The sequence below is a fragment of the Acinetobacter sp. 24-47-39 genome (assembly GCF_056783825.1).
In genome coordinates this window covers 119,208-131,267 of sequence record NZ_JBWYIP010000011.1, presented here as the reverse complement: position 1 = coordinate 131,267, position 12,060 = coordinate 119,208, and the positions used below count along the sequence as shown (strand labels likewise).

Sequence of the window (12,060 nt, the reverse complement as noted above, 5' to 3'; positions counted from 1 at the left end):
AATTTCTACCAATTATCAATGATAATATATATCGATCAATCAACCAGTAAAAATCCACACAAGTTGTTCTTCATAATCTCTTAATGATCTTTCTAACATCTCGTCAATGATAGAAGCTGGACTCGAAACACTTAACAACTCAGCAATCTGCTTCGTTCGTTTCCGTATATCTCGTCGGTATGGGGTGCATTCTATAGATTTTTTCCTACCTTGCAACCCCTTATTTCAACAAAAACTCATGCGTGTTTATTTTTTAAGCAAATTTATGTTTTTTACACTAAAAAATACACAAAAACGATTAATTAAATTAAAAAACCCCAATTAAATTGGGGATTTTCAGATCAAAAAGCTCTAAATCTTATTCTATGTATTTTTGAGTACTATAATATGAAGTAGGTAATTTTCGAATTGTTTTCATTTCTTGATGACCATCTATGGAATTTAAGTAATTTAAGAATGCTTCTGCATAGTCCAATCCAACTTCTATTCGACGCTCACCTGTAATTTTTTTCAATGTATGATAGTAATCAGCCCCATCAGCTAAAAAATTGATGGTCACAATTTTATATGACTGATTTAAATCTAATGGTATGAGCTGGTCAGCTCCATTTCTGACTTGAATATTTGTAATACGCTTTCCATTAGGCTGCGTCATATCAACTTGCCAAGTTAATCCAGCGGTATACGGATAACTTCCAGTATTTTTTTGTTCAATCACGCCTGAAATGGCATCTTCAAGCGTATCTTTAATTTCTTGACCACTCATATTTAATTGAACGAGCGTATTTTTGAAAGGTAAGACTTGGTAGATATCCGCTACCGTGATATTTCCTTTCGCCAAATCAACTCTTACTCCACCTGCATTTTGAAATGAAATATCAGCATTAAAATATTCTTTGCCTTGTTTAAGAAATGCTTCGGCAACCATTTGTTGAATATCACCACCATGGGCATCGACATGCGCATTTAAATTACACACATTACCTAAAGATGATCGTGAACGATCAAATTGCGTTCCTGGCACGCGTCTCGAACATAAATTATCTACTGCCTGCCCAACAACTTTGGCTGCAAATAATTTTTTAGATTGCTTATAGGGCTCTAAGACACTCAAAATATTTTGATCTTCTTTAACAATAGAAAAAGGAGCTTGTTCTTTTTCGAATTGATGTTCTATATATTTTTTTTCTTGATCACTGACTCTTTCATTATTTTGCTTACGTTTAAAATCATCGCCAATTAACACATGCGGTGTACCCACACAACTTTGAACCGCACCATCTGCATTAAATTTTACGTTAAGCTCACCAACCACATAATTGTATTGCCATGCTTGAGCAACACAAACAGATTCGCCATTTTTATTTTTCAGTTGTAATGGGTAGGCAGCGACAGGAGACATACCATACTTTTCTAATATATGAGGTCCAAACAATGTGTGGGAGTCGCCTCCAATAATCACATCCACATCCGTAAGTTCTTGTGCTAATTTTTGATCTAGTTCATAGCCTACATGTGTTTGTAAAATAATTTTTTTAATTCCCTGTTTTTTGAGTTGATTAATCTCATTTTGAGCTACTGTAATTTCATCTTGGAATAATGTGTCTTGATTTGGTTGAGAGGAGTTTTTAGTTTTTGATGCAATGGTGAGTCCCACAACCCCATATTTTTCCCCATCCCGCTCAAGAACAATAGAATTTTGAATCCGATCTGTCTGATATAAAGGTGAACTCACCCCAAATTCAACATTTGCAGAAAGAATCTCAGTTCGCTCTTTACAGTGTCCTTCGTCTAAAAAACCAATAAAATCTTTTAAGCCTTGATCTTTTGCATCAAATTCATGGTTTCCCAAGGTAAAAGTATCAAAGCACACTGTATTCATCATTTCAGCATCAGCTTTTCCATTTGACAGGTTGTAATACAAATCTCCTGTTATCGCATCGCCAGCATGCATTTTCACCACATTCGGATGATTTTCTGCTATTAGATTCATAAATGTTGCTACACGAGAAAATCCACCACGCGAAACGACTAGTTTTTCTTCACCATGACCTAAATCAAAATTAAAGCTAAGCTCTTCACCATCTAAATGGGAGTGATGGTCATTAATATGAAGAATTTTTAATTCTGAGGGTTGTGTAATATTAGGAATAGGTTTTTGGTCATCTCCACCACAACTACTTAGCAATAACGATGTCGTTAATAGAAGACCTGTTATTTTTATCTTGTTCTTCATTTGAATACTCCTTTTTTAAACCAAGAGTATTCAACGAAGATATGACATTATGATGGTGGATTTATGACACTTTATCGAAATGACTAATTTTATATTTTTCTGCAAATCGCTCAGCTAATGCCGTAATGGTCAAACTCGGATTAACACCAACATTCACAGGAATCGCACTTCCATCAACCACATATAAGCCTTGATAGCCAAAAACCTGATGATTAGAGTCAATCACACCTTTGGAGGAATCTTCAGCCATAACTGCACCACCCAATATATGAGCTGTAACAGATAAGTGCCCCATACTTTCCAACATATTATTCTGTGCTTGACCACCACTTACTTCAGCAAATTTTTCCGCAGCTTCATTTGCTAACGGTATAAAAGACGGCGCTCTTTCTCCAACTGAAACCTGCGTTTTCAAAAAACGCCTAAAACCTCTGAGTGCAGTACGTCCATATACAAATCTTAGTTGATTGTCTGCCTGTTGCATGACGGTTAATACAGTGACACGTTTATGCCAGTTTTTAGAACGCCATGATCGAGTTGAAACAAAGGGGTGCAGAAAAAAATGCTTTAAAACATGGAGTGCACGTTTTAGAGGTTGATCGCCATTGACCAGTGGTCCCATATAAAACTTCATAAACTCATAACTTGCTGGAAATCGATTCTGAGTAATATGTGTTTTGTCATCTGCATGAAAATGACTGGAAATGGTCGTCCCTCTCGTTAAATCCATTGTTTTATCATTATTAGAGATTGCAACAATCGCCTCACTATTGGTTCGAATATACTCACCTAACTGACCAGAAATATTCGGTAGGGTTTTATACACATCTCTTGAAGCAAACAGAATTTCAACGGTTCCTATAACACCTGCGGATATAATGACCTGTTTCGCAGAGTAATCTTGTTTTTCTTTGGAGTTAAATGACTGATATGTATGAATGATATATTTTCCATCAACATGTGAAAGATGAGTCACTTTGGTTTCTGGAATAATCTCAACTCCATTTTTCTCTGCAAGATATAAATAGTTTTTATCCAAACTATTCTTCGCGCCCTGTGCACACCCCGTTATACAATTTCCGCACTGATTACAGCCTATTCGTTCGGGACCTTGACCATTCAAAAGCGGATCACTCACCGATTGATGAGGATCACCAAAGTAAATTCCCTGTGGGACGGTGTCGAAACTATCTCCAGAACCCATTTTTTCTGCTGTTTGTTTTAACCACTCATCTTGCTGACCTTTATATGGATTTAAACTTACACCTAGCATGGACTGAGCCATCTGATAGTGCGGTTGTAATTCCCTCTCCCAGTCTTCTGACAAATGACTCCAAGTTGGATCACGATAAAACTTTTGACCTGGTTTTAACAACACAGCAGCATAAACAACACTGCCACCACCAACGGCAACCCCTCGAACCACACCCATATGTTGGAATACGTCTTGTGCAAGAAAACCCTTCATCCCTAACGTCGGTGCCCAATTTAAGTATTTAGAACTCCGACTTGCACGATGTAAATCATCTTCAGTGAGCCTTCTTCCCTGCTCTAGCACAGCTACTTTTAATCCAAGCTCAGACAATCTTAGCGCAGATACACTTCCACCAAAGCCTGAACCTACAATAATGACATCATATTCAAATTTTGATTTCATACATCACGACTTAGAATAAATGGAAATGAAAAATGCTTTAAAAAAGGAAGATTAATGATAGTCATACACAACATCGTATGTTCATCAAGCTGTCTTAACTCATCAACCACCCAACGCCATGGAATTGGTGCTGTCTCCCCATAATGCAGGGCGATCGTTTGTTTTCCATCAATCAAAGACGCTTCTTCTACACACTCCATTTGAAGCTTTTCACTTTTCTGCCCGTGATTGATTAAAATATTAGTGACTAAATTTTGATTGATGAATTTTTTCCCAAACCATCCCCCCAATCCACTTAAAAATAAACTCGGTGCTGCAGACACTCTTAACCACCAAGGACCAATAAACTGAGCCTTATATTCTCCTTGTCTCATGGAAAGTGGCGCGGATGAAAGTTGTTGATAGGTTGCCTTAATCGAGGACAACGAAGCAGTGATTAAATGCTCCTTACGGATCATGAATTTCTCCCTCAATGATTTTTGTTTTATTCAGCATGTCCTATGCTTCTTTCTGAAATATATCAATCGTTTAAATTTTATTCCACACACATACTTTGATCGATTTCATAAAAAAAGCCGAATGTATGTCACATCCGGCTTTTCAACTTAAATTAATTTCACTTTATTTCTTTAAAAATCCTGATACAAGATTCAACACATTTTGTATATCTGAATTCGCTTCTTGCGGATCGGTCTTGTTTGCTTGAGGTGTAAGCGAATCAATAATTTGTGGTAAAACTGAAGAAATCGCACTGTATACATCCTGTTTAGGAACTTGCGCTTCTTGTGCAACTTGCTCGACATCTTGCTGATCAAATAAATTTTGAACTTGTTGCGTACTGACATTGGCATTTTCACCAGGACCAGTTGACACCCAATCATCCACTTGACTCGTCAGACCCTGACCTTTCAGTTGATCAAGTGCACCTTGCAAACCGCCATTTTTTTGAATCCAATTGAGAATTAAAGGAACTACTGCGATTAATAAGGTTTGAGCGTTTAGACCTGATGATTTGCCTACACCACCAGATTGACTACCCGATAAACCACCAAGTACAGATCCTAAAATCCCTCCCAATCCACCTTGTTGTTGGTTTTGATTGGTCTGATTATTTTGTCCCGTTAAACTTCCGAGTACCGAACCAAGTACACCACCCAATCCCGATTGATTAGATTGTTGATTACCGCCTAAAGCCTGTTTCGCTAAAATTTCAACGATATTACTTAAATTTGTCATCAAGACACCTTTGCATTCTTATTTTCATTAATCAGCATATCGTTAAAAACATGGCTTTGTACCTTGAAATTGTTGTGTTTTGATAAACTCAAAGTTTGCCATTACCATCGAAACTTATTCCAATTTTCTGGATTAGCCCAAAACTTAGAATTAAACCAATCTGGCACATGCTTATAATTCAAAATATTGAATTGCCATAAGGCGAAATCTTGCTCTGTATTTTTTTGCTCAATGAGTTGCGTGAATCCCAGACTTCTTAACAATTGCTCATCTGCAATATGACTCAACACGACGATTCTTTTTGCCATTAAATCACGCAGTTTTACCAACATTTGTGATTTATGATGGGTTGATAGTGTATCCATCTGTTCATTATTTAAAATCACAACACCTAGATCATAGCGTTGCTGAAAAGGAAGCATTAAAAATTCAGTTACGTTAAAATGATTCCATTGGATTGTTTGAGCATAGTCTTGGCTGAGATCCTGACCAAGACATACGGCAGTTTGAATTGGCTGTTCTTTAGATAAATCGTCTAGCATTGACGTGATGACATTTTTCTCAGCCATGAGCTGCACCTTATTTGAGTGAGATTAAAGCATGGAATTACAGGGCATTTGTCATAAAATGCACGCTGGTTTAACCAACCTAAGTGTAACTGAACAACAAACACAACAGGCAAATGTTGAATATAAATTTATTTTAGATCGTTCAGAAATCAATCTCCCGTTCAACTTAGGTCAAGAAATTGAAATTGAATGGACCGGCAAAATTTACTGTGTTTCCTGTGGGAATAAAACACCAAAATCATACTCCCAAGGTCACTGCTTTAAATGCATGAAAACGAAAGCAGCCTGTGATATGTGTATTATGAAGCCAGAAACATGCCATTACCATTTAGGGACTTGTCGTGAAGAAAGCTTTGCTCAAGAAGTATGCTTTCAACCCCATATTGTCTATCTTGCCAATTCAAGTGCATTAAAGGTTGGCATTACCCGTTTAGGTCAAATGCCAACACGTTGGCTGGATCAAGGGGCTACCCAAGCTTTACCTATTATGAAAGTGGGCTCTCGTCGGCTATCAGGACAACTTGAAGTCATGTTTGGTGCGCAAGTCGCTGATAAAACAGACTGGAGAAAATTGCTGAAAGGTGAAGCGGAAAAGGTAAATTTGTTAGAGATCAGAGATGAATTACTCACGGAGTTTGAACCTCAAATTGAAACGATTCGAGATGAGTTCAGCATGAGCCTAGATTTCAATGAAAATGTAGAAATTTTAGAAAACGAACTTCCTCGTGAATTCATTTATCCTGTCGATCAATATCCTGAAAAAATTAAATCGCATAACTTAGACAAAACACCAGTCATACGTGGAAAACTGCACGGTATCAAAGGACAATATCTGATTATGGACACAGGGGTAATCAATATACGCAAATATACGGGTTATGAATTAAAAATTCGTGCCGACTCATAATGCAAAATCAAAAAAAAGCCTCATACTGAGGCTTTTTTTTAAAGGATAGATAGAATTGCGTGCACTGGATCTTCATTTTGATCCGACAATAGTTGCTTGTGCATCGTCAACAATTGCATAGATTGTATTTTTGAGTTTTCGATATTCATCAACAACTCAATCTCATGTGCTAAGTTTTCTGGAGTTGCATCATTCTGGATTAACTCCTGAATTACTTTTTTACCTGCAATAATATTAGGTAAAGAATAATAAGGAATCTTCACTAAAAGTTTCGCAATCCAGTAGGTCAAACTGTTTAATTTATAAAAAGTCACCATAGGACGATGCAATAACATCGCCTCAAGTGTTGCAGTACCCGATGCCAACGCCACTATATCACTAGCATCCATGACCATCCGACCTATTTTAGATTCCGCGTCAATATTTTCCATTAACTTAATATTATGTTTAAGCGTATCTGGATAGCCTATTAGGATCTGCTCAATTTGTTGTTTACGAGCATCATTGATGGCTGGAATTAAAAATTGATACTCGGGATATTTTTCATGGACAATCTTCGCTGCATCTAATACAAGCGGCCCTAACTTATCAATTTCACCACGACGACTTCCAGGCAGTAACGCGATATGTTTTTGTGCAGGATTTAAACCAAGCGCCTGCTTTGCATCGAGTATAGGATTTTCCAACGGTAGTTGATTAGCGAGAGGATGTCCAACGAATACCGCTGGCACATTAAATCGATCATAAAAAGTTTTTTCGAATGGGAATAGACAAAGTACCAAGTCAATTGTGGCTTTAATCCCATGAACACGACCTTGACGCCATGCCCAAACTGAAGGACTCACATATTGAACAGTCTTAATTGGCAACGATTTTTGCTTTATTTTTTTTGCTAAGCGTAAGTTAAAATCTGGTGCATCTATCCCTATAAAAATATCAACAGGTTGTTTAGTCCATTGATCAACCAAGCCATCTCGAACCGCAAAAAGTTTTTTAATATCTTTTAATACTTCAACAATTCCCATCACCGATAGAATATCCATCGCATAATAGCTTTTAAAACCCTCTGCAATCATTTGAGGACCGCCAATTCCTTCAAATTCAGCATCAATTCCCTGCTCTCGAAAACGACGTATTAATTTGGCGCCTAAGGTATCACCTGAAACTTCACCAACCACAATGCCAATTTTGAGTTTTCGATTTTGCAAATGAATATCCTCTTTCATGCTCTACAAGTATCTTAACATAAGCATCTCATAACAGATTGAGTTCTTGAAATATCTTAACTTAGTAATGCTTTATCTTATTTTTGAATAAGTAAATGAATAATCAAGACAACAGCTTATATTCAAAAATCATAAGATATGCCGGTTTTCTGATAAGTAGCATAAACGATGTACGGTTCTATTGAATATATTTTAGCAGGTGTTTTAGTTGGATTCTGTGTAGGGGTTACTGGCGTAGGTGGCGGCTCACTTATGACTCCTATCTTAATTGGTTTATTTAAAATTGAACCACATATTGCGATTGGTACAGATCTACTTTATGCCGCGATTTCTAAGTTTTGCGGCTCTTTTGTACATGCAAAAAAACTTAATATTGTTTGGCCTATCGTCATTTGGCTCGCGATCGGAAGTATTCCAGCCTCTTTAGCCACAACTTGGGTTTTAGACAACTATTTGAGTCAATCCACACATTACAAAGCCATTCTCACGATGGTCTTAGGCTTTATGCTGACCATTACTGGTATTTCAATTGTATTCCGTACACAGGTAGAAAAATTCTTCAAAAAATTTTCCAAAGAAGTTACTGAACAGGAAGTTGAATTAACTCAAGAAAAATTAAAGCAGAAGCGTTTATATATAGCTTTAATGGGCATTGTACTGGGTATTTTTGTGACCTTATCTTCAGTTGGCGCGGGTGCATTCGGCATTATGGCGCTGATCATCATGTTCCCTAATTTACCTATGATTAGAATTATTGGTTCTGACGTTGTCCATGCAGTTTTACTGACGCTCGTTGCAGGTATGGGGCATATGAATTCAGGTAATGTGGATTTCAATTTATTAATGTGGCTTTTAGTCGGATCGATTCCTGCAATCATCGTTGGTACGTTGGTGAGCTCCCATTTACCAGAAAAAATTATTCGTAAGGTACTGGGCATCACCTTATTTGCCATTGGTGTTAACTTCATGCTTAATCCAGTCAAAGCAAAACCTGTGACCGCGCCTAAGGCAGTTATTGAAACATCAACTCAAGCTTATTCTTAATTTAATACCATGTTCAAACTATAACCTCAGTGAAGCTGTATATTTCACTGAGGTGAAATTAAATGATTTATTCAATTTAATAATTTTCAAAAATTAAATCATTCTATACAATACAAGTAGAAACTCTGATTAATACCAAAAAGACAATTTCATTACTTTTTTTTATTAAATCCATTCAACTTTTTGATAACAAATGATCTACTGAATCATGCTATATTCAATAGATTGAACATTTTCTTGTAAAAACGAACCAGTGACGGCAATGAATACTTTACAGTCAAATTCTATCACCCAAAACGACATTGATGACGTGAATGTACAAAGCATTCAGCCTCTTGTTACTCCTGCTGAATTAAAAACAGAATTACCGTTAACTGATAATGCATACCAAACAGTCCTAAAAGGTCGTGAAACTGTACGTAATATCTTAGATGGCAACGACAAACGTTTATTCGTAGTCATTGGACCGTGCTCTATTCACGATCCTGCAGCAGCTCATGATTATGCTGATCGTTTAAAAGTTTTAAGCGAAAAAGTGAAAGACACGCTTTATATCATCATGCGCGTGTATTTCGAGAAGCCTCGTACAACAGTGGGTTGGAAAGGCTTAATTAATGACCCTGACATGAATGACTCTTTCAACATTGAAAAAGGTTTACGTTTAGGTCGTAAATTATTGCTTGAACTCAATGAGAAAGGTCTGCCATGCGCAACTGAAGCGCTTGATCCAAACTCTCCACAGTACTACCAAGACTTAATTTCTTGGTCAGCAATCGGTGCACGTACAACAGAGAGCCAAACACACCGAGAGATGTCTTCAGGTTTATCATCTCCAGTTGGCTTTAAAAATGGTACGGATGGCGGTCTCACTGTTGCAACCAATGCGATGCAATCTGTAAAACATGGTCATAGTTTCCTTGGCTTAAATGACCAAGGTCAAGTTTCAGTCATTCGTACTAAAGGTAACCAATATGCCCATGTCGTGTTACGAGGTGGTAATGGCAAACCGAATTATGATGCTGGTTCTGTAGCTGAAGCTGAAAATGCATTAGCGAAAGCAAAAGTAAGCAACAAGATCATGATTGATGCGAGTCATGCCAATTCTAATAAAGACCCATACCTTCAGCCATTGGTTCTAAAAAATATCACTGAACAAATTTTAGATGGCAATAAATCGATCGTAGGTATTATGGTTGAAAGTCATTTAAAAGGTGGCCGCCAAGATATTCCTGCAAATCTTTGCGATTTAGAGTATGGTAAGTCTGTTACAGATGGATGCATCGATTGGGAAACAACTGAAAAAGTTCTGTTGGAAATGGATGCAGCTTTGAAAGACGTTCTACCACAACGTTAATCAGATAAAACGCCATCACACGATGGCGTTTTTTTATAAGGTTAAATCATGGATCAACTCGAAAAAGAACTAAGCTCAATCCCCCATTTTCAATTTGTTCATGAGCATTTGTTTAGCTCAGGTCAGCCAAACGAAGAACAACTTAAATCGATTAAAGCTTATGGTATCGATACCATCATTAATCTCGCTTTTAATGATGCTACACCGAACTTAAATCATGAAGATCGCTTGAGTGCTGAAATTGGTCTTAACTACATCCAAGTCCCTATTGATCCAGAATTTCCACATGACGATCAATGTTTATTTGTGCTCGATCTGATCGACCATCTCGTTAAAGAGAAAATGGTCTGGATACATTGCACCGAAAATCATCAATGTAGTTCATTAATCTATCTGTACCGACTACATTATATGAATATGGATTTACCTACTGCACATGAGCTATTACACCAAGTATGGGAACCCAACAACACTTGGACTGGGTTAATGCACGCGGTCGGCTTACAGTTGCAAGGACGTAAAGCTACTCAAGAACTGCAAGCCTCTTTGATGAAAGCGCAAAACTTTGAATGATCAAAATTGCTCATTGATGACTAATTAATACGGTCGCTGTAGACAGGATTCCTTCCTGACGACCAGTAAATCCTAATTTTTCAGTGGTGGTGGCTTTAATACTAATCTGATTGATATCCACATCAAGTACATCTGCAATACTTTGACGCATATCTAAATTATGTTTCGCTAATTTTGGACGCTCACAAGCCACTGTAATATCCGCATTATTCAGTTGATAACCACGATCCAATATCAACTGATAAACATGCTTTAATAAAACCTTACTGTCCGCGCCTTTGAACTGTTCATCAGTATCTGGAAAGTGCTGTCCAATATCACCGAGCGCTAAAGCACCCAAAAATGCATCACAAAGTGCATGTAAAACTACATCTCCATCAGAGTGTGCTTTCAAACCATGTGTATGCGGAATACGAATACCAGCCAATGTGACATAATCGCCTTCCTCAAAAGCATGAACATCAATACCTTGACCTATACGAATAGCTAAGCTCACATTGAACTCCTTTACACAGTTTTTGAAAATGAAATCTTGTATTCTTTGATTCTTGTTCGCTATAGTAGATGCGCAAACATTTGAAAGTATAAGCGATGATGTTGTCAAAAAGCGTATCAAGTTGGATGAAACCTTTAATTTCTATCTTTTTCATTGGATTAAGCAGTGTTTCTGTCGCACAGGCACAACTTATTCAATGTGATAAGCCGCAATCAAGTTTTAAAAATTCCATGATTTGTGCTGCTGATTTTTCATCTTTGAGAGATGAATTGAATGAACGCTTTTTAACATCCTACTTAGTTACTGATGCACCAACTCGATTAATTCAAGATACACAACAGCTTTGGCTGAATCGACTGCAACAGTGTAAAAATAAAAATTGTGTGTCATTACAAATCAATCAACGCATTGATGATTTAAACTTTTACATGTCGATGAATCAAACGCTTACTCAGCATTACATCAAGTTTGAACAAGGTAAAATTGCAACGCAACCTGTACACCTTAAGATTCATCAATTAAGCAAGGATCGCGTCAAAATTGAAGGTATTGCTTATCGTAGCCCTAACAATCGCCTAGAAACTCAAACGATTCCGTTATTGGCTTATACGACCACTCAAAGCAAACACGAAATTATTGATAATGAGCATGATTGTCAGTACAAACTCAAATATCAAAAATCATTACTAATTGTCTCAACTGAGCAAACAGGCTGTGAGCGCTTTAGTGGAATCTATCGACTATATGATTAAACAGAATGTA

At 37.2% G+C, this 12,060-nt stretch carries 12 protein-coding genes; 5 read left to right on the top strand and 7 right to left on the bottom strand.

The window, feature by feature from the left end; all coding sequences use genetic code 11:
• Positions 1-358: 358 nt before the first annotated feature.
• From AC1M9C_RS11230 to AC1M9C_RS11210, 5 genes are all read right to left on the bottom strand, one after another.
• Positions 359-2,236, bottom strand: coding sequence for a 5'-nucleotidase C-terminal domain-containing protein (locus AC1M9C_RS11230; RefSeq protein ID WP_481953703.1), 1,878 nt, complete (start codon positions 2,234-2,236; stop codon positions 359-361).
• A 61-nt stretch (positions 2,237-2,297) separates the two neighbouring features.
• On the bottom strand, positions 2,298-3,893 hold the full coding sequence (locus AC1M9C_RS11225; RefSeq protein ID WP_481953702.1) for a GMC oxidoreductase: 1,596 nt from the start codon (positions 3,891-3,893) through the stop codon (positions 2,298-2,300).
• On the bottom strand, positions 3,890-4,351 hold the full coding sequence (locus AC1M9C_RS11220) for a hypothetical protein (RefSeq protein WP_481587631.1): 462 nt from the start codon (positions 4,349-4,351) through the stop codon (positions 3,890-3,892). Before AC1M9C_RS11220 ends, AC1M9C_RS11225 begins: the two co-directional genes overlap by 4 nt.
• Positions 4,352-4,514: 163 nt before the next feature.
• Positions 4,515-5,129: a YidB family protein gene (locus AC1M9C_RS11215; RefSeq protein ID WP_035269150.1), complete on the bottom strand. Its 615-nt coding sequence runs from the start codon at positions 5,127-5,129 to the stop codon at positions 4,515-4,517.
• A 101-nt stretch (positions 5,130-5,230) separates the two neighbouring features.
• Positions 5,231-5,698, bottom strand: a complete 468-nt coding sequence (locus AC1M9C_RS11210) for a DUF6231 family protein (protein WP_092767830.1) — start codon at positions 5,696-5,698, stop codon at positions 5,231-5,233.
• Between the two features lie 31 nt (positions 5,699-5,729).
• Here AC1M9C_RS11210 and AC1M9C_RS11205 point away from each other — a divergent pair, with 31 nt between their 5' ends.
• Positions 5,730-6,605, top strand: coding sequence for a DUF2797 domain-containing protein (locus AC1M9C_RS11205; protein WP_481587632.1), 876 nt, complete (start codon positions 5,730-5,732; stop codon positions 6,603-6,605).
• A 38-nt stretch (positions 6,606-6,643) separates the two neighbouring features.
• Here the strand turns inward: AC1M9C_RS11205 and lpxB are convergent, their stop codons facing one another.
• Entirely contained in the window at positions 6,644-7,813 is a 1,170-nt protein-coding gene (gene lpxB / locus AC1M9C_RS11200; RefSeq protein WP_035269182.1) for a lipid-A-disaccharide synthase, read from the bottom strand.
• Positions 7,814-7,999: 186 nt separating this feature from the next.
• On the opposite strand from lpxB, the gene AC1M9C_RS11195 reads away from it, so the two are divergent.
• The 3 genes from AC1M9C_RS11195 to AC1M9C_RS11185 all read left to right on the top strand — a co-directional run bounded on the left by AC1M9C_RS11195 (position 8,000) and on the right by AC1M9C_RS11185 (position 10,802).
• Positions 8,000-8,875 (top strand): sulfite exporter TauE/SafE family protein, encoded by an 876-nt coding sequence (locus AC1M9C_RS11195; protein WP_481953701.1) that lies wholly within the window; start codon positions 8,000-8,002, stop codon positions 8,873-8,875.
• Between the two features lie 262 nt (positions 8,876-9,137).
• The gene (locus AC1M9C_RS11190) at positions 9,138-10,229 is read left to right on the top strand and encodes a 3-deoxy-7-phosphoheptulonate synthase (protein WP_051586615.1); all 1,092 of its coding nucleotides are present in this window, start codon (positions 9,138-9,140) and stop codon (positions 10,227-10,229) included.
• 48 nt (positions 10,230-10,277) lie between these two features.
• Positions 10,278-10,802, top strand: coding sequence for a protein-tyrosine phosphatase family protein (locus AC1M9C_RS11185; RefSeq protein WP_180000437.1), 525 nt, complete (start codon positions 10,278-10,280; stop codon positions 10,800-10,802).
• Between the two features lie 10 nt (positions 10,803-10,812).
• On the opposite strand, the gene ispF is transcribed toward AC1M9C_RS11185, so the two are convergent.
• Positions 10,813-11,298, bottom strand: coding sequence for a 2-C-methyl-D-erythritol 2,4-cyclodiphosphate synthase (gene ispF / locus AC1M9C_RS11180; RefSeq protein WP_035269158.1), 486 nt, complete (start codon positions 11,296-11,298; stop codon positions 10,813-10,815).
• A 98-nt stretch (positions 11,299-11,396) separates the two neighbouring features.
• On the opposite strand from ispF, the gene AC1M9C_RS11175 reads away from it, so the two are divergent.
• Positions 11,397-12,050: an A1S_1983 family putative colistin resistance protein gene (locus AC1M9C_RS11175; RefSeq protein WP_035269186.1), complete on the top strand. Its 654-nt coding sequence runs from the start codon at positions 11,397-11,399 to the stop codon at positions 12,048-12,050.
• Positions 12,051-12,060 lie beyond the last annotated feature (10 nt).

Coding starts and splice junctions, on each gene's coding strand:
- AC1M9C_RS11215 (WP_035269150.1), bottom strand. CDS start 5,129: ATGACAAATTTAAGTAATATCGTTGAAATTTTAGCGAAACAGGCTTTA.
- AC1M9C_RS11175 (WP_035269186.1), top strand. CDS start 11,397: ATGTTGTCAAAAAGCGTATCAAGTTGGATGAAACCTTTAATTTCTATC.
- AC1M9C_RS11225 (WP_481953702.1), bottom strand. CDS start 3,893: ATGAAATCAAAATTTGAATATGATGTCATTATTGTAGGTTCAGGCTTT.
- AC1M9C_RS11190 (WP_051586615.1), top strand. CDS start 9,138: ATGAATACTTTACAGTCAAATTCTATCACCCAAAACGACATTGATGAC.
- AC1M9C_RS11205 (WP_481587632.1), top strand. CDS start 5,730: ATGGAATTACAGGGCATTTGTCATAAAATGCACGCTGGTTTAACCAAC.
- AC1M9C_RS11230 (WP_481953703.1), bottom strand. CDS start 2,236: ATGAAGAACAAGATAAAAATAACAGGTCTTCTATTAACGACATCGTTA.
- AC1M9C_RS11185 (WP_180000437.1), top strand. CDS start 10,278: ATGGATCAACTCGAAAAAGAACTAAGCTCAATCCCCCATTTTCAATTT.
- AC1M9C_RS11220 (WP_481587631.1), bottom strand. CDS start 4,351: ATGATCCGTAAGGAGCATTTAATCACTGCTTCGTTGTCCTCGATTAAG.
- AC1M9C_RS11210 (WP_092767830.1), bottom strand. CDS start 5,698: ATGGCTGAGAAAAATGTCATCACGTCAATGCTAGACGATTTATCTAAA.
- AC1M9C_RS11195 (WP_481953701.1), top strand. CDS start 8,000: ATGTACGGTTCTATTGAATATATTTTAGCAGGTGTTTTAGTTGGATTC.